Genomic DNA, 17122 nt, shown 5'->3' with positions numbered 1-17122 from the left:
CGATAAGGAGGCGCAGTGGAACGCGATTTCTGGCGATCCCGATGGCGGAACGAGCAATTGGGCTTTCATTTGCCCTTCGTGCATCCGATTCTCAAGCGCAACCTGCCCGGCTTCGAGCTGGCCGCGGATGCGCGAATCTTCCTGCCGCTGTGCGGCAAGACGCTGGACATCGGTTGGCTGCTGGAGCAGGGCTACCGGGTCGCCGGCGCCGAATTGAGCGAGATCGCCGTGGCGCAGCTGTTCGAGGAACTGGGCGTCGACCCGCAACCGAGCGAGTGGGCCGGTGGCCGGTGCTGGCGTCACGCCGGGCTGACGGTATTCCAGGGCGACATTTTCGCCCTGGCGGCGGCGGAACTCGGCCCGGTGGAACTGGTTTACGATCGGGCGGCGCTGGTGGCGCTGCCGCCAGCGATGCGGTCCCGATACGCCGAGCGGATCCTGGCGCTGAGCGATGGCGCGCCGCAGCTATTGATCACCTTCGAGTACGATCCCGCCGAGAAGGACGGTCCGCCGTTTCCGGTGCCGCCGGAGGAAGTCGAACGCCACTACGGTCGGCACTACGCGATCACCGAGCTGTCGCGCAAGGACGTGCTCCAGTCGTCGCTCAATTTCCGTGAGGCCGGTGTGACGCGGTTCGTCGAAGTTGCCTGGCGGTTGTCGCCGAAGCGTTGCGCATAGATCGCGGTGGCTTGAGGGTGGCTTCAAGGCAATTCCCTTGACAGGCGCAACGCAACGCGGCTCGTCAGGCCAGCTCAAGCTCGTCAAGCAGCACGGCGAGCCGTTGCCGGCTGGCTCCTTGCAATACCTTGAGCGGCAGCGGCAGGACGGGACGTTCTACCAGCCCCCTCAGTTCCGCGGCGGTGGCGATGACACGCAGGCTGCCGCCGTGCTGGCTGAACTGCGCCCATAAAGGTTGCAGTCGCGCGGACAGGCGCGAGGCTTCCTGCCTATCGCCGGCCTGTGCGGCGCGGGTGATGGCCAGCGCCGTCCTGGGGAACAGCCCGCCGATCACCGAATACCAGGCCTCGCATCCCGAGTTCAGTCCCGTTGCGGCGAAGGCATCCCCGCTGACGCCGAGCGTCACGTGAGAGGGGATCAGGGCGCGCAGGCGCTCGACATGCGCCCTGGCCGCATCCGTGTCCGACGGAACGCCGGGAATCTTGATGGAACGCACGTTGGGGAGGCGAGCGATCCGACGATACAGTTCGTCGTTGAACTCGAAATGCGTCGTACCCGGGTTGTCGTACACGCACAGCGGCACGGACAGGGAGCGGGTCACGGTTTCGTAAAGCTCGAAGACTTCATCGCTGGATAGCCTCTGGTACGACATCGGGGCCAGCAGCACCGCGCTCGCCCCCGCGTGCTGCGCGTCTTCGGCCAGGGCCAGCACATCGCGCGTGCGCAAGGCGCCGATGCCGACGAGTACCGGCACGTTGCCGGCATGTTTCACCGCCAGTTGCGCGATACGCGCACGTTCGGCTCGCGTGAGATAGGCATAGCTGCCAGTCGATCCCAGGGCGCCGATGGAGTCGACGCCGGCATCGGCCAGACGCTCGACCAGTCGGACAAACGCCGCTTCGTCGATGCCGCTCTCGTTCGTGGGGGTCAAGGGAAATGCGCTGAGGCCGGAAAACATGGGTCGATTGTCCTCGTGTCGATGACGGTGAGAAGTCGCAGGGCTATCGCAGCCAGCGTTTACGTTCGGGGTTGACCCGTCGACAAGCTTGCGTGGAGGCGCTGTAACTTCCATGTACGCTACCGACGCCATCTGACCGCCATGGACGGCGGAAATGCCGGAAAAGTCAGGAACTTTCTTTTCGGCCATGGCGTCGGACCTTCACTTCAGCGTGTCCCTGGTGCCCTCATTGGTTCAACGGCGATAGCCCTGAAAGAAGGCGGCGGCGAGTGGCGGCGACGCGTCGTCGCGGGCCTAGGCCAGCAGGTCCGCCACCGAGTCGAGAATCTCCCGCGGGCGGAACGGGTAGTTCTGGATGTCCGCCTGGGTGGAGATGCCGGTCAGCACGAGTACCGTGTGCAGGCCGGCCTCGATGCCGGCGATCACGTCGGTATCCATGCGATCGCCGATCATCCCGGTGCGCTCCGAATGCGTGCCGAGCTTGTTCATCGCCGAGCGGAACATCATCGGATTGGGCTTGCCGACGTAGTAGGGCTCGCGTTTGGTGGCGGCGGTGATCAGCGCCGCCACCGAGCCGGTGGCGGGCAGCGGTCCTTCGGGGCTGGGCCCGGTGACGTCGGGGTTGGTGGCGATGAAGCGCGCGCCGCCATTGATCAGCCGGATCGCCCGGGTGATCGCCTCGAAGGAGTAGGTGCGGGTCTCGCCGAGCACCACGAAGTCCGGGGCGACGTCGGTCATCACGAAGCCGGCCTCGTGGATCGCCGTGGTCAGCCCGGCCTCGCCGATCACGAACGCCGAGCCGCCGGGGGCCTGGTCGCGCAGAAAGGCGGCGGTTGCCAGCGCCGAGGTCCATAGGCGATCTTGGGGCACGTCGAGGCCGACCCGCGCCAGCCGGGCGCTGAGATCGCGCGGCGTATAGATGGAGTTGTTGGTGAGCACCAGAAACGGCGTGCCCGCCGCACGCCACTGCTCGATGAGTTCGGCCGCGCCGGGCAGAGCGTGGTCCTCGCGGATCAGTACGCCATCCATGTCGGTAAGCCAGCAATCGATCGTGCGTTCGGTCATCGCCTGTGTCCCTGTCATCGAATGATTAGGGGTTCAGAATACTGATATGCAGGCCGCTGTGCAGCCGCCGTCATGACTCATTTATCGGAAAGGAAGGGAATCGCATGACACACGACTGGATCGCCTTCGCCAAACAGCTGCGCTCGATCGCCCAAACGGGCCAGACCTACACCACCAACAAGTACGAGCTCGAGCGCTATCGGCAGCTCGAGACGTTGACCAACCAGATGTTCGCGGTGCTCGCCGACGTGCCCGTCGAGCGGGTCGAGGATTTCATCATCCCCGATGCCGGCTACGCCACGCCCAAAGTGGACGTGCGCGGCGCGGTGTTCGAACGCGGCCGGGTGCTGCTGGTACGCGAGATCAAGGATGGCCGCTGGGCGCTACCGGGTGGCTGGGCGGATGTCAACGAGGGACCCTCAAGCTGCGTGCTGCGCGAGATCGTCGAGGAATCAGGCCATCGCGCCGCCAACCCGCGCCTGGCGATGCTCAAGGATCGTAGCCTGCACTCCTACACGCCGGTGTCGCCGGATCACATCTACAAGCTGTTCTACCTGTGCGACCACCGGGGTGGCGAATTCGTCGTCAACAACGAGACCGACGCCGCCGAGTTCTTCGCCCTCGACGATCTGCCGCCGCTCTCCGAGGGGCGCACGCTGGCCGAGGATATCCATCAGTGCTGGGAATTCGCGCAGTCCGGCGCGGCGGGCGTGTATAGCGATTGAGAGGCTGCTTACGGTCGAATGTTAATAATTACTAGGCTACCTTGGTGGTCATCAAGCCGGCCGTCGGCGTCGGGCAGTCGCCTGGGCCGGTCTGCCGAAATGCCATCAGCAAGGAGTTTCCATGAGTCAGGAAAACGCATATAACCCGCCGCAGGTCTGGACCTGGGAGAAGGAGAGCGGCGGCAAGTTCGCCAGCGTCAACCGGCCGGTCGCCGGGCCGACCCACGACAAGGCGTTGCCGGTCGGCAAACACCCGTTCCAGCTCTATTCGCTGGCCACGCCCAACGGCGTCAAGGCGGGGGTGATGTTCGAGGAGCTGTTGGCGCTCGGCCACGAAGGCGCCGAATACGATGCCTGGTTGATCGATATCGGCGAGGGCGATCAGTTCGGCAGCGGCTTCGTCGCGGTCAACCCGAACTCCAAGATCCCCGCCTTGATGGACTACAGCACGCCGGAGCCCACCCGGGTGTTCGAGTCAGGCTCGATCCTGCTGTATCTCGCCGAGACGTTCGATGCCTTGCTGCCCAAGGCGCATGCCGCGCGCACCGAAGCCCTCAACTGGCTGTTCTGGCAGATGGGCAGCGCGCCGTTCCTGGGCGGTGGCTTTGGCCATTTCTATGCCTATGCCCCGGAGAAGCTCGAGTACCCCATCGACCGCTACGCGATGGAGACCAAGCGTCAGCTCGACGTGCTCGACCGGCGCCTGGCCGAGACTCGCTATCTGGCCGGTGACGAGTACACCATCGCCGATATCGCCAACTGGGCGTGGTACGGCCAGCTGGTGCTGGGGCGGCTCTACGACGCGGCGGAGTTCCTGCAGGTGCAGGAATACGCGCACGTGATGCGGTGGGCGAAGGAGATCGACGCCCGCCCGGCGGTGCAGCGCGGGCGCATGGTCAACCGTACCTTCGGCGAGCTTGAGACCCAGCTCCACGAGCGCCACGATGCCAGCGACTTCGAGCTGAGAACGCAGGACAAGCGCGAGGCGCAAGGCTGAACCGACGCACGCTCGATACGATCACGACGCCCGGCATCATCTCTGGTGCCGGGCGCTGTGTTTCGTCGGTCACGAAAGCTTCGCTCGGCCACGAACACTGGAACGGCTGCAGGTTAAGGCCTGTAAGGTGCTGTGCTGGTCGCGGTAGGGCTGTTCGGCGTCAGTTGATCTGAGTGACCAGCACCGGCGCGGTGCCCCGCTTGAGCATGCCGAGCTTCTTGGCGGCGCGTTTGGAAAGATCGATGATCCGGCCCTTGACGAAGGGACCACGGTCGTTGATCAGCACTTCGACGCTCTGACCGGTATCGGCCCGCGACACCCGTACCCTGGTGCCGAAGGGCAGGTCGGGATGCGCCGCGGTCAGCGCCTGCTGGTCGAATGGTTCGCCGCTGGCGGTGCTGGCGCCCTGCAGGCTGTCGCTGTAGTAGGATGCGACGCCTCGTTGGGTCTTGCCGGCGGCGTCGCTGGCCTGGGTATTCCCGACCGAGCCGGCCAGGATCAGGGCTGCCAGGCAGCAGCGGAGAAACGGACGGGATTGACTTCCCATGGTCTTGCCTCATTGTGCTCGGCTAGCGAGTCTTGCGTCCATCGATGCGATGAGGGGCCGGTTGGCGTTGGGATAGTAACCAGCTTTGCCGGCGCCGGCAATCGCTTCAGGCGCCGTGGAGAGAGGCGTGCAGCCCTCGTGAGATGAGTTCATCGGCCAGCGCTCGTGAAGCCAGGGTAAATTCGACCCGCGCCGCCGCCAGCGCGCTGTGATCCTTCGAGGCGACGTCACGCTCCAGGCGGTCGAGGTTGGCCTTGGCGCGCGCCAGTCGGCCGGCCAGGGCCGTTTCGGAGGCGCAAGCGCCGTTCGCGGCGTCGCCGAGCGGAGGGGGCGACATGGCGGCGTCGTTGGGCAGTTCGATCGACATGTGAACTCTATCCAGAGTGGCTCTATCCATCTCTTGTTCTCCTCTGCCTTCGCGGCGACGTTGCGCAAGCCGGGCTGGGCTCCTAGCATCCAACTGGGCCGAGGTGCTACCGAGCAACGTCACGCATGACACTTGCTCAGTCAATGGTATTAACGACTCCATGAGCAGGATCTTGAATTCGCACCGCCATTGCAAAGACCCGATGCGATCCTAAAGCATCACGATGGTGCGGCTATTCGTCGCGGCGCTGGTAACGCGCCGCGGGCGCGATCAGTGGTCGGTCGTGACGGCGCCTCCTACACCGGATCGCAGAAAAAGCACCCCAGCCGGCCAAGCCGGGTGGGGTGCACTTGCTACGCTATGCTTAGGATTACCGTTGGCGCTGATAGTCTTCCTTGAACAGGTCCGCCTTGGCGTGACGCATGACGTCTTCGCAGGCGGCCTGATGGGCGAGCTGGGTGAGCAACCCTTGGGCGACTTCGAAGCCCTTGCCCAGGCAGGTGTCGATATCCTGGCGGCTCACCTGCGGAGAGATGCTGCAGTCGATCTTGAGCGTTCTACCGCCACCGTCCAGCTTGTCGGCAAGCGCTCGAATGAACCAGGCGAGGCGCTCTTTTAAGTTGGCCGATTCTTCCGCGCCGTCGTTTACGTTAAACGTGCACTGCCATTCAGGTCTGTATACCTTCATGAGAACCTCCGGTGCTGGCTTGGTAAGAATGATTGCTCGTGGTGTCCGCTCCGCATGAAAAAATGATGCACCCTGATCATACCGAGTTTCAGCGCAGTAGCCAGGGCTCACGTCGGTTCGCCATGTTGCTGATATGAGCTTGCCAGGTAGTTTGCCGCATGGTCGAGGTTTCGGTCCGATGAATAGCACACGAGGATGCCGCCATGGCCTGGTTTAGCGCGCTTGTTGGTGGATGCCAGGGATTGCGGCCATCGACGGCCGGGCGGACGTTGGTTGCCGACGCCATGGGTAACACGCTGTGGCGGGTCAGTTCAGCTCCGTCCGCTGACCAACGGCCCTGCACGCTACGGGCTGCAGCGATAGAAATGCGCGGGCAGGAAGTTCATCGGTTCGAACTCTCGCGTCACCTTGGAGAAGGTCTTGCGTAGCGCGGGCAGGATATTGGGCGAGAACTGGTAGAGCAGGAAGGTGCCATCCGGCGAGATCACCTGGCGCGTCGCATCGAGGATGCTTTCCCGCATGGCGGCGGGCAGCGTACTGAAAGGGATGCCGGCGATCACGTAGTCGACCGCACCGAGACCGCGTTCACCCAGCACCCGCTGAATATCGGCTGCCGAACCGTGCACGACCTGCATCCGCGGGTCCGCGTAGGCGCTGTTGATGTACTCGACAAAATCCTTGTTGGTTTCGATCACCAGCAGCACTGCATCAGGGTGCATCTGGCGCAGGATTTCCCTCGTGAAGGTGCCGATGCCAGGGCCGTATTCGACCAGCACTCGAGTGCGTTCCCAGTCGACGTGACCCAGCATGCGTCTCACCAGAAAGGGTGAGCTGGGGATGATCGAGCCCAGCATCTTCGGGTGTTTGAAGAAGTTGCTGGCGAACAGGACGAACTGGCGGCGCAAGGATTGTTGGGAATTGCTCGCTGGCTGCTGATGCTCGTCCATGGCTTGTTTTTCTCATTCAGTGGGAACGGGACTCTCATTTTACCTCACGGTACAGCACCGCTTCGGTGAGTAAAAGAATAGCAAGACTCCGGCGTGCCAGCGCCCGGACGAGAAGCGTACGAGCCCGGACCATCAGGACGCGCGTAAAACGCAGGCACAAAAAAATGGGCCGCAGGGCGGCCCAAGGTACGCAGGGAACTGAAGGGTCTTGCTGGCTGGTCGCCATGATGCTCGGCGTCCAGCGGTAAAAAGGAGGCGTCCTTGCCGGGTTCCTTCCCTGGCCCGCCAATCCTTAGCGAGATCAAGGACCTCCTGTTACTGAAAAGGCGCTTTGCAAGCTGCCTCTTCAGCCATGTCCTTGCAATGCGAGATTGATGCCAACTGACATAATTTTATATCAAATACAGCAAGATAAATATTTATTGGCGAGGCCGTTAGACAAAGTGAAGGGAGTTGTTGCACAAAGCATCGGATAAGCGTCTCCAAAACGAGACATGAATAAGCGTAAATTATATGAAATTATAGATTTCAATGAGTTGCAGTGTTGCATTTTGGATACAGGGGTAGGTTGGGTCTTTCACCCAGCCACCGTCAATTGCGCTAAAGTGCCTTTCCAGACCAGGCCAACAGAGCGGAGCAATGACGATGCGGAATGACCAGCGGGCGAGGATGCTGACGGGTGAGCTCTACAATGCCGAGGATCCGCACTTGCAGGCGGCGCATCTGGACGCCCAGGCGCTATTGGCCACGTTCAATGCCACGCCCGCCGATGCGGCTGAAAAGCGTCAGGCGCTGCTCTTGGCCTTGTTCGGCGGTTTCGGCGTGGGTTCGGTGGTACGGCCTACCCTGCGCTGCGACTATGGCTTCAATATTACTCTCGGCAAACGCTGCTTCGTGAACTACGACTGCGTGCTGCTCGACTGCAATCGGATCACCCTCGGCGATGAGGTTCAACTCGCACCGGCTGTGCATATCTATACCGCGACGCACCCGCTGGAGCCGATACAGCGGCGCGCCGGCCTGGAATATGCCTTGCCGGTGGCCATCGCCGACGGCGTCTGGCTGGGCGGCGGGGCCATCGTATGCCCGGGCGTGAGCATCGGCGAAAACACCGTCGTGGGCGCGGGCAGCGTGGTCACGCGCGACCTGCCGGCCAATGTCGTGGCCGCGGGCAATCCATGCCGTGTCATCCGGCCGTTGCCGCACGCATGAAGTCAGTCCGCCCGGCGGCTGGCCCGGCCCGAGCGGACGCTTGGCGCCGCGTCAAGACCCGCGCCCGGCGCATGGCCAAGCCGGGCGTCGGCGGTGTGCCTCGTTCAGCGCTGGTGCGACTGAGCGATCTGCTGGCGTCGGTATTCGCCCTGGCGTTCGAACATCCAGCCGGGGTACTCGGGGGGCAATGCGCTGACGTCGTGCAGTTCGGCGAGTTCCTCATCGCTCAGCCCAACCTCGGCGGCGGCAATGTTGTCGTCGAGCTGGTCGATGCGCTTGGCGCCGACGATCACGCTGGTCACCGCGCGTTGATGAAGCAGCCAGGCGAGTGCGATCTGGGCGACGGAGACGCCTTTCGCCCCGGCGATGCGCTGCATTACCTCGATACAGTCGTAGGCCCGCTCGACGTCGACCGGCGGGAAGTCGAAGGTGGTCCGGCGGCTGCCGGCTTCGGCCTGCTTGTCGCGACCGTACTTGCCGCTCAGCAAGCCACCGGCGAGCGGGCTCCAGACCATCAGGCCGAGATTCTCGCTTTGCAGCAGCGGCACGATTTCGCGTTCCAGGTCGCGTCCGGCCAGCGTGTAGTACGCCTGCAGCGATTCGAAGCGCGCCAGACCATGGCGCTCGGCGATGCCCAACGCCTTCATGATCTGCCAGGCTGCCCAGTTGGAGACGCCGATGTAGCGCACATGACCATGCTCGACCAGCGTGTTGAGCGCCCGAACGGTCTCCTCGATCGGCGTGGCCGGGTCGAAGCCGTGGACCTGATAAAGGTCGATGTGGTCGAGCTGCAGCCGTTTCAGGCTGGCTTTCACGCCCTCCATGATGTGATAGCGCGTCAGGCCGCGGGCATTCACGCCAGGCCCGGTCTCGCCGAACACCTTGGTGGCCACGACCACCTCGTCGCGAGCGATGTTGAGATTCTTCAAGGCCTGGCCGGTGATCACCTCCGATTGGCCCTGCGAATAGACGTCGGCGGTGTCGATGAAGTTGATGCCGGCGTCGAAGGCGCGGCCGATCAGCTTGTCGGCATCGGCCTGTTGCAGGTCGCCGATCTGGCTCCACAGTTCGCCTTCGCCGCCGAAGGTCATGGTGCCGAGGCAGAGCTCGGAGACGAACAGGCCGGTATTGCCGAATTGTCTGTAACGCATGCAGTGGCTCCTGTGCGGGAGGGCTGAAATATCCGTCTGAGACCAGACGGGGACAACGCCTCTGAGTATGGTTCGCTGGGCGGCTGGCGGTTGGCTCGATTCTGTCGGGTTCATGCCCGATCCTGCGAAAACCGCTCGTCCAGTGACAAACGCCACCAGGGTCGCCCGGCGGCGTCGCTGGCTTTGCGCGATCAGGACTTCGAATTGTGTTTCGGCTTGTCCTTCTGCTTGGCCGAAGCCATCTTCTCCAACTCGTCTTCATCCATGGAGTCGTACATCGACTTCGCGGCACCTTCCAGTTCACTGGCTTTCTTCTTGCCACGCTTGGCGGCCAGTGCGGCTCCGGCGGCCATTTGCTGGGCTTCGGATTTGGCGGGCATCGTTCAACCTCCTGTCATGACATAGGGGCCGTTCCGGCGACGCCACCTCTTGCTCGGCGAAATCCGTTAGGCGGACTTCATGCTCAGGTTAGTCAGCGCGCATGGAGTTGGCCAAGAGAGCCGGCACGAGCGATGGCCAGGCGGTGGTAAGCAAAGAGCCCGGCTCGCATGAGCCGGGCTCTTTCAGCACTGAAAGGAGCGGGTTGCCGGGAGAGAATGGACCCGGCCGAGAGAGCTTACGCCGGCTCGGTCACTTCGGCGTTGTGGTAGACGTTCTGCACGTCGTCCAGATCGTTGAGCATGTCGAGCATCTTCTCGAACAGCGCGACGTCCTCGCCCTCGACCGGGGTGGTGGTCTGCGGCAGGAACTGGATCTCGTCGATCTCGAAGTCGAGTTCGCCGAAGGCGTCGGTCAGCGCCTGCTTGGCCTTGGCGTAGTCGGTGTGCGGGGCGAACACGGTGATCCGGCCGTTTTCGTTCTCGATGTCGGTGACCTCGACATCGGCTTCCATCAGCGCCTCGAGCGCCGCCTCCTCGTCCTCGCCGGGGTAAGCGAGGATCGCGCTGTGATCGAACATGTGGCTGACGCTGCCGGGGGTGCCGATCTTGCCCCTGGTCTTGTTGAAGCACACGCGCACGTCGCCGAAGGTGCGGTTGGGGTTATCGGTGAGGCACTCGACGATCACCATGCAGTTGCCGGGCCCGAAGCCTTCGTAGCGCGCCGGCGAGAAATCCTCGCCGCCGCTGCCCTTGGCCTTGTCGAGCGCCTTGTCGATCACGTGCGAGGGGACCTGGTCCTTCTTGGCGCGATCGATCAGCCCGCGCAACGCCAGGTTGCCGGACGGGTCGGTGCCGCCGGACTTGGCGCAGACGTAAATTTCGCGGCCGTACTTGCTGTACACCTTGGTCTTGGCGTCGGCCGTCTTGGCCATGGATTCCTTGCGGTTCTGGAAGGCCCTACCCATGTCTGTGTCCTGTCAGGTTGTCATCGACGCCTGGATTTTACGCAACATCGCCGCACTGTGGCAGGCTTTCTTTCGTGGTAGAGCGGCGCCCTCGTTCGCCCCGGGCGATAACCGGACAGCCGCGCGGCGATTCTGCTATTCTCGCGCCGGTCGCCATTGCAAAGCCTCCATCCGTCGACGCCTCGCGCACCCGCCGCCCGTTCTGCCGCCACGTTACAGGATTTGCCCGTGTCCGATCTGCCCCCTCAATCCGCTTTCGCCACCCTGCCGCTGGCGCCCGAACTGCTCGCCACCCTGGAGTCGCTGGGCTATCACGCCATGACGCCGATCCAGGCCGAGAGCCTGCCGGCGATTCTCGCCGGGCGCGACGTGATCGGTCAGGGCCAGACCGGCTCGGGCAAGACCGCGGCGTTCGGTCTGGGGCTGCTGTCAAGGCTCGAGATCAAGGCATTCCACGTGCAGGGCCTGGTCTTGTGCCCGACTCGCGAGCTGGCCGACCAGGTCGCCGGCGAGCTGCGCCGGTTGGCGCGCGGGCTCAGCAACGTCAAGGTGCTGACGCTGTGCGGCGGGGCGCCGTTCAAGCCGCAGCGCGATTCGCTGGAGCACGGCGCGCATGTGGTGGTGGGCACGCCGGGGCGGATCGAGGAGCACCTGCGCAAGGGCTCGCTGACGCTCGACGCGCTGACCACACTGGTGCTGGACGAAGCCGACCGCATGCTCGACATGGGCTTTCAGGCGGCGATCGAGGCGATCGTCGGCCAGGCGCCGGCCTCGCGCCAGACGCTGCTGTTCAGCGCCACCTATGGCGAGGGCATCCGGCCGATCGCCGCGCGCCTGATGAGCGAGCCGCTGAATGTCAAGGTCGCCTCGACCCACGACGATACCACTATCCGCCAGCACTTCTACCGGATCGCCGACGAGGAAGCGCGCGTGCCGGCGCTGCAGCGGCTGTTGCTCAGCCATCGTCCGGAATCCAGCGTGGTGTTCTGCAACACCAAGCGCGAGACCCAGCAGGTCGCCGATGCCCTGAACGCGACGGGCTTTTCCGCGCTGGCGCTCAACGGCGACCTGGAGCAGCCCGACCGCGATCGCATCCTGGTGATGTTCGCCAACAAGAGCGTGTCGATCCTGGTCGCCACCGACGTGGCGGCACGCGGGCTGGACATCGACGCGCTGGATGCGGTGTTCAATCATCAGATCGCCCGCGAGCTCGAGGTCCACATCCACCGCATCGGCCGCACCGGCCGGGCCGGCGGACGCGGCGTGGCCTGCACCCTGGTCGCCGACAATGAACTCTACCGGCTCGACAAGCTCGGCGAGTTTCTCGGCGAGGCGCTGACCTGCGAGCCGCTGCCGGCATTGCGCGGCAATCCGCAGCCGTTCACGCCGGGCATGGCGACGCTGCAGCTCGGCGCCGGCAAGAAGGACAAGGTGCGCCCGGGGGATATCCTTGGCGCATTGACCGGCGAGGGCGGTATCGCCGGTGACCAGGTCGGCAAGATCCAGGTCACCGAGCGCAGCGCCTTCGTCGCCGTCGAGCGCGATATCGCCCGGGCCGCGCTCGATCAGCTCGCCAACGGGCGGATCAAGGGGCGGTCGTTTCGGGCGCGCCGGATCACCCGCTAGACTGCCGGAGCCATGCTGGGCGCCTGGCGGCGCCAATCGGGAACAAGTTCCCTCCCACGATAGCCATCAGCCAGGCTCCCTTGGCCATCCGAGCCGGGTTTCGTGGGAGCCATGCCGGGCGCCTGGCGGCGCCAATCGGGAACAAGTTCCCTCCCAGTGCGCCCGTGAAGGCGTGCACACAACTCGGTGGAAGTCCGAGTCGGGGTAAGCCATGGCCCCGTAGTCGAAGGTAACTGCGTCGCCGCGAGGCGGGGTGGAGAGCAACCGGAGGCGAACTGGCGGTCCGTAGGATGACGAACTCGATTCGGCCGGGTCAGGTGGCGAGCTTGCTGGGAGACAGCGAAGCCTGAAACGCACCCGTCGCGCTGGGGTGGCGGCTAAAGCGACGGCAAGACACGCCCGTTGGCTATCCCTACCGTCAAGGACCGCATCGTTCAGGCGGCGCTCAAGCGTGTCATCGAACCGATTCTCGAGCACGAGTTCCTGCCGATGAGCTATGGCTTCCGACCAGGAAGAGGCTGCAAGGACGCCTTGCGGGCCGTCGATGATGGCCTCAAGGCCGGCATGACCTGGGGGGTCGACGCCGACCTGCAGGGTTACTTCGACAGCATCCCGCATGACCGCCTCATGAGCCGTGTTGAGGAACGGCTCAGCGATGGTCGGTTGTTGTCACTGCTGCGTGCCTGGCTGACGCAGGACATCGTTAGCGAGATGAACTGCTGGAGCCCCACCGCGGGAGCGCCGCAAGGAGCGATCATCAGCCCCTTGCTGACGAATCTCTACCTGCACCCGCTGGACCAGGAGATGACCCAGCGCGGCTATCGCATGGTGCGGTATGCCGACGACTTTGTCATCCTCTGTTACAGCGAGCAGGAGGCCCGGCAGGCCCTGGCCCACGTGCAGGACTGGGTGATGACGAATGGCCTGACCCTGCACCCCGACAAGCCCCATATCGGTGACTGTCGACAACGCGGCGAGGGCTTCGACTTCCTGGGCTACCGCTTCGAGGCGGGAAAGCGCTGGGTACGTAGGAAGAGTCTCAGAGCCTTCAAGGACAAGGTGAGAAGCAAGACGCGGCGGACGGAAGGCAAGAGTCTGCGGCAGATCATCGCCTCACTCAATCCTCTGCTAAGAGGCTGGTTCGGCTACTTCCGACACGCCTATCGGACAACGTTCCGGCCGTTGGATGGCTTCATCCGCCGACGGCTTCGCGCCATCCTGCGCAAGCAGGAGAAACGCCCTGGGCGTGGCAACACCGGAACAGACACGCGACGTTGGCCCAATAGGTTCTTCGCCGCTGCCGGGCTTTTCACCCTAGCCGAAGCCTGGCAGCAAGCGAGCCAATCACGATGTTGAAACCATCGACTGGAGAGCCGTGTGCGGGAGAACCGCACGCACGGTTCGGAGGGCGGGGAGGCGAAGCCTTCCCGACCCCTATCAAGAAGCGTCTTCTTCAATGGCCGTCCAGGCCCGGTTTTCGTGGGAGCGAATTTATTCGCGATAGGGGCAGCCGAAACCGATCGGGAACAAGTTCCTTGCCACGAGCTATACCCAATCTCGCATGGCGGTGAAAGGAGACGGCTTTGTCGGAGCGCGACTTGGAATCCATCCAGCGGCCCGGGATAATGGGGCGCATTGTGTCCGCGCCCGGGTGCGTCCCGGCCGATTGGAGAGTTCATGACCGACGACCATTCACAGGGCGCTACGCGCTTTACCGGCGCCGATGTCGAGCGGCTGGAAAGCGAGTCGCTGTATCAGGGGTTTTTCAGCCTCGAGCGTCGCCACCTGCGCCATCGGCTGTTTCAGGGCGGCTGGAGCCGCGTGCTCGAGCGCGAGGTGCATGTGCGCCGCGACGCGGTCGGCGTGCTACTCTACGATATCGAGCGCGATAGCGTGGTCCTCGTCGAGCAGCTGCGCGCCGGAGCGCTCGATGATTCGCTCAGTCCCTGGAAACTCGAGCCCGTCGCCGGGCTGATCGAAGCCGGCGAGGACCCGGCCGAGGTGGCGCGCCGTGAAGCCATGGAGGAAGCGGGTTGCCATATCGACGAGCTGATCGAGCTGTACAGCTACTATCCGAGTCCCGGGGGCAGCGACGAGCGGGTCACGCTGTTCTGCGGGCTCGTCGACAGCCGCGAGCTGGGCGGCGTGCATGGCCTGGAGGACGAGGATGAAGACATCCAGGTGCACGTGCTGCCATTCGTCCGCGCTCAGCAGTTGCTCGAGGCGGGGCGGCTGGATAACGCCATGTGCCTGATCGCCTTTCTCTGGCTGACACGCGAACGGGCCTCATTGCGAGCAAGGAGATAAGCCGTGGCCAGAACCGCGTATGTCACTGACCTAAAAACGCTGCAGGGCGAATGTACCGCCAACTACCTGCGCCTGACGCGGCTGCTTGGCGAGTTGGGGGCCGGCGAGGTGCGTGAGGTGTCGCTGACCGGCGGCGCCGGCTGTTTCGGTACGCTGTGGCTGGAGGTCGCCGAGCGCGCGCCCTACACGACCATCGTGCGGGTGGCCCAGACCGGAGTGCTCGACGGCATCATCGATTCGCCGCGCATGAACGTGCATCTCTATCACGACGTGCGCATGGCCGAAGTCACCGACTTCCAGCGTCAGCGTCATTTCAGCGGACGCTACCGCTACCCCAACCCGCGCATGCATCAGCCCGACGAGAAGCTCCAGCTCAACCGTTTCCTCGGCGAATGGCTCGAACACGGCCTGGCGCACGGCCACGCGACCGACCTCTCGACGACGCGCTAGCTACTTGCGGCAGGCCGCGAGCCTCGCGCAACTGCCGATTCCCTTCGTCTTGACCCTCGTTCGGAATACCATCGCCTACCGTGCGGCGGGCATGACACGCACTTTCGAGCCCAGGAGTGAATAGCCGATGCGGCTGGTCCAGGTCACCGATTGCCATCTGCATGCCGACCCCGCGGCCCGCTCGCGGACGGGCGTGCCGCATCGCCAGCTCCATGCGGTACTCGAACGGGCGCGCTCGCTGCGCCCCGATCTGCTGCTGGTGACCGGGGACATCAGCGAGGACGAGTCGCCGGCTTCCTATCGCCACGCCGCCGAGGCGTTCTCGGCGCTGGAGTGTCCCTGGTTCTGGCTGCCCGGCAATCACGACCGCCCGCGCTACATGGCCGAGGAGCGTGAACTGCTTGACGAGGTCGACTTGGGCGAGTGGCGCCTGTTGCTGCTCGATTCGCACGTCAATGGCCAGGCCCATGGGGAACTCGGCCAGGCCCAGTTGCAAGCCCTGGCGCTGGCGCTGGAGGAGGACGACCGACCGACCCTGCTGGCGCTGCACCATCCGCCGGTCGAGGTGGGCTCGGCGTGGATGGATGCCATCGGCCTGACCGATCGCGAGGCCTTCTGGCAGACCCTCGCCGCCTACGCGCAGGTGCGGGCGATCCTGTTCGGGCATATCCATCAGGCCTTCACCGCGCGGCATGCATCGAGGCAGGGCGAGATCGTCATCTACGGCTGCCCGGCGACCGCCGATCAGTTTCTTGCGGGTTCGCCGGAGTTCGCCATCGACGAGGCCTCGCGTCCCGGGCTGCGGGTGGTCGACCTGGACGCCTCGGGGATCCATACCTGGATCGAGCGCATCGATAGTTGATATTCCCTAATGCGATTAAAGAATGTTCCTTAATTCTTTGACGTTATCATCGCTCGCTCGGTAACGTATCCCCTTGTTCATCGTCTGTGGTCAACGTGACAAGCGGTGGATCGAAGCTCTAAGGACGGCGCTCTGCGCCTGAAGCGATAAGCTGTAAGCAACAACCGCCCAATCTTTTGAGGTTACTTACAGTTTACGGCTTACAGCTATTTCCCCATTGGCACAGCCCTGAATTCCCCTGGATACTCCATGATCGAGATCACCCCCGAACGCCAGACTCACCTCAAGCAGCTCGAAGCCGAGTCGATCCACATCATCCGTGAAGTGGCCGCCGAGTTCGCGAACCCGGTGATGCTCTACTCCATCGGCAAGGACTCCTCGGTGATGCTGCACCTGGCGCGCAAGGCCTTCTACCCGGGCACGCCGCCGTTCCCGCTGATGCACGTCAACACCACCTGGAAGTTCCGCGAGATGATCGCGTTCCGCGATCGCATGGCGGCCGAGGTGGGCATGGAGCTTATCGAGCACATCAACGAGGAAGGCCGCGCGGCGGGCATCAACCCCTTCGAGCACGGCAGCGCCAAGTACACCGACATCATGAAGACCCAGTCGCTCAAGCAGGCGCTCGACAAGTACGGCTTCGACGCCGCCTTCGGCGGGGCGCGGCGCGACGAGGAAGCATCAAGAGCCAAGGAGCGCGTCTACTCGTTCCGCGACAAGTACCACCGCTGGGACCCCAAGAACCAGCGCCCCGAGCTGTGGAACATCTACAACGCCAAGATCAACAAGGGCGAATCGATCCGCGTGTTCCCGCTCTCCAACTGGACCGAGCTCGACATCTGGCAGTACATCTATCTGGAATCGATCCCCATCGTGCCGCTGTACTACGCCGCCCCGCGCCCGGTGGTCGAGCGCGACGGCATGCAGATCATGGTCGACGACGAGCGCCTGCCGCTCGAGGAAGGCGAAGTCCCCGAGGAGAAATGGGTGCGCTTTCGCACGCTCGGCTGCTACCCGCTCACCGGCGCGGTGGAATCGAAGGCTGCCACGCTGCCCGAGATCATCCAGGAGATGCTGCTGACCCGCACCAGCGAACGCAGCGGCCGCGCCATCGATCATGACCAGGCCGGTTCGATGGAGCGCAAGAAGCGCGAGGGATACTTCTAGCGCGCCGTAGGCGCGCTGGAAAGCCGTAAG

At 64.0% G+C, this 17122-nt stretch carries 18 protein-coding genes and 1 pseudogene; 10 read left to right on the top strand and 9 right to left on the bottom strand.

Features of this window, described 5'->3' with window-relative positions; translation table 11 throughout:
• Nucleotides 1-15 precede the first annotated feature (15 nt).
• Nucleotides 16-678 carry a thiopurine S-methyltransferase gene (gene tmpT / locus HALZIN_RS0109910; RefSeq protein ID WP_031384062.1) on the top strand — a complete coding sequence of 221 codons (663 nt, stop codon included), beginning with the start codon at nucleotides 16-18 and terminating at the stop codon, nucleotides 676-678.
• 64 nt (nucleotides 679-742) lie between these two features.
• Here tmpT and HALZIN_RS0109905 read toward each other — a convergent pair whose 3' ends face one another.
• Nucleotides 743-1636 (bottom strand): dihydrodipicolinate synthase family protein, encoded by an 894-nt coding sequence (locus tag HALZIN_RS0109905; RefSeq protein WP_031384061.1) that lies wholly within the window; start codon nucleotides 1634-1636, stop codon nucleotides 743-745.
• A gap of 294 nt (nucleotides 1637-1930) precedes the next feature.
• Nucleotides 1931-2701, bottom strand: coding sequence for an HAD-IIA family hydrolase (locus HALZIN_RS0109900; protein WP_031384060.1), 771 nt, complete (start codon nucleotides 2699-2701; stop codon nucleotides 1931-1933).
• 104 nt (nucleotides 2702-2805) lie between these two features.
• On the opposite strand from HALZIN_RS0109900, the gene HALZIN_RS0109895 reads away from it, so the two are divergent.
• On the top strand, nucleotides 2806-3426 hold the full coding sequence (locus HALZIN_RS0109895) for an NUDIX hydrolase (RefSeq protein WP_031384059.1): 621 nt from the start codon (nucleotides 2806-2808) through the stop codon (nucleotides 3424-3426).
• A 121-nt stretch (nucleotides 3427-3547) separates the two neighbouring features.
• Entirely contained in the window at nucleotides 3548-4423 is an 876-nt protein-coding gene (gene yghU / locus HALZIN_RS0109890) for a glutathione-dependent disulfide-bond oxidoreductase (protein WP_031384058.1), read from the top strand.
• A 160-nt stretch (nucleotides 4424-4583) separates the two neighbouring features.
• Here the strand turns inward: yghU and HALZIN_RS0109885 are convergent, their stop codons facing one another.
• From HALZIN_RS0109885 to HALZIN_RS0109870, 4 genes are all read right to left on the bottom strand, one after another.
• Entirely contained in the window at nucleotides 4584-4970 is a 387-nt protein-coding gene (locus tag HALZIN_RS0109885; RefSeq protein WP_031384057.1) for a septal ring lytic transglycosylase RlpA family protein, read from the bottom strand.
• Nucleotides 4971-5076: 106 nt separating this feature from the next.
• Nucleotides 5077-5367, bottom strand: a complete 291-nt coding sequence (locus HALZIN_RS0109880) for a hypothetical protein (protein WP_150113105.1) — start codon at nucleotides 5365-5367, stop codon at nucleotides 5077-5079.
• Between the two features lie 340 nt (nucleotides 5368-5707).
• Nucleotides 5708-6025, bottom strand: a complete 318-nt coding sequence (locus HALZIN_RS0109875; protein WP_031384055.1) for a hypothetical protein — start codon at nucleotides 6023-6025, stop codon at nucleotides 5708-5710.
• A 344-nt stretch (nucleotides 6026-6369) separates the two neighbouring features.
• Nucleotides 6370-6972: a class I SAM-dependent methyltransferase gene (locus HALZIN_RS0109870; protein WP_031384054.1), complete on the bottom strand. Its 603-nt coding sequence runs from the start codon at nucleotides 6970-6972 to the stop codon at nucleotides 6370-6372.
• 639 nt (nucleotides 6973-7611) lie between these two features.
• On the opposite strand from HALZIN_RS0109870, the gene HALZIN_RS0109865 reads away from it, so the two are divergent.
• Nucleotides 7612-8184, top strand: coding sequence for a sugar O-acetyltransferase (locus tag HALZIN_RS0109865; protein ID WP_084173479.1), 573 nt, complete (start codon nucleotides 7612-7614; stop codon nucleotides 8182-8184).
• Nucleotides 8185-8288: 104 nt separating this feature from the next.
• Here HALZIN_RS0109865 and HALZIN_RS0109860 read toward each other — a convergent pair whose 3' ends face one another.
• The 3 genes from HALZIN_RS0109860 to HALZIN_RS0109850 form a co-directional block, all read right to left on the bottom strand.
• Entirely contained in the window at nucleotides 8289-9335 is a 1047-nt protein-coding gene (locus tag HALZIN_RS0109860; protein WP_031384052.1) for an aldo/keto reductase, read from the bottom strand.
• 191 nt (nucleotides 9336-9526) lie between these two features.
• A complete protein-coding gene (locus tag HALZIN_RS0109855; RefSeq protein ID WP_031384051.1) occupies nucleotides 9527-9715 on the bottom strand; it encodes a DUF3008 family protein in 189 nt (62 codons plus the stop codon).
• A 236-nt stretch (nucleotides 9716-9951) separates the two neighbouring features.
• On the bottom strand, nucleotides 9952-10680 hold the full coding sequence (locus tag HALZIN_RS0109850; RefSeq protein WP_031384050.1) for a YebC/PmpR family DNA-binding transcriptional regulator: 729 nt from the start codon (nucleotides 10678-10680) through the stop codon (nucleotides 9952-9954).
• 228 nt (nucleotides 10681-10908) lie between these two features.
• Here HALZIN_RS0109850 and dbpA point away from each other — a divergent pair, with 228 nt between their 5' ends.
• The 6 genes and pseudogenes from dbpA to cysD all read left to right on the top strand — a co-directional run bounded on the left by dbpA (nucleotide 10909) and on the right by cysD (nucleotide 17092).
• Complete coding sequence (dbpA, locus tag HALZIN_RS0109845; protein ID WP_031384049.1) at nucleotides 10909-12306, top strand: ATP-dependent RNA helicase DbpA; 1398 nt, start codon at nucleotides 10909-10911, stop codon at nucleotides 12304-12306.
• Nucleotides 12307-12702: 396 nt separating this feature from the next.
• Nucleotides 12703-13662 (top strand): annotated as a pseudogene (gene ltrA, locus HALZIN_RS0109840) (group II intron reverse transcriptase/maturase); the annotation flags it as partial.
• 321 nt (nucleotides 13663-13983) lie between these two features.
• On the top strand, nucleotides 13984-14613 hold the full coding sequence (locus HALZIN_RS0109835; RefSeq protein ID WP_031384047.1) for an NUDIX domain-containing protein: 630 nt from the start codon (nucleotides 13984-13986) through the stop codon (nucleotides 14611-14613).
• Nucleotides 14614-14616: 3 nt separating this feature from the next.
• Nucleotides 14617-15063, top strand: coding sequence for a DUF1249 domain-containing protein (locus HALZIN_RS0109830; protein WP_031384046.1), 447 nt, complete (start codon nucleotides 14617-14619; stop codon nucleotides 15061-15063).
• A gap of 127 nt (nucleotides 15064-15190) precedes the next feature.
• On the top strand, nucleotides 15191-15925 hold the full coding sequence (locus HALZIN_RS0109825) for a metallophosphoesterase (protein WP_031384045.1): 735 nt from the start codon (nucleotides 15191-15193) through the stop codon (nucleotides 15923-15925).
• Between the two features lie 249 nt (nucleotides 15926-16174).
• Nucleotides 16175-17092 (top strand): sulfate adenylyltransferase subunit CysD, encoded by a 918-nt coding sequence (cysD, locus tag HALZIN_RS0109820; RefSeq protein WP_031384044.1) that lies wholly within the window; start codon nucleotides 16175-16177, stop codon nucleotides 17090-17092.
• Nucleotides 17093-17122: the final 30 nt, after the last annotated feature.

It is taken from the genome of Halomonas zincidurans B6, assembly GCF_000731955.1.
GTDB lineage: Bacteria > Pseudomonadota > Gammaproteobacteria > Pseudomonadales > Halomonadaceae > Modicisalibacter > Modicisalibacter zincidurans.
The sequence above is the reverse complement of the archived record's forward strand: the minus strand, read 5'-3'. Positions and strand labels throughout refer to the sequence as shown.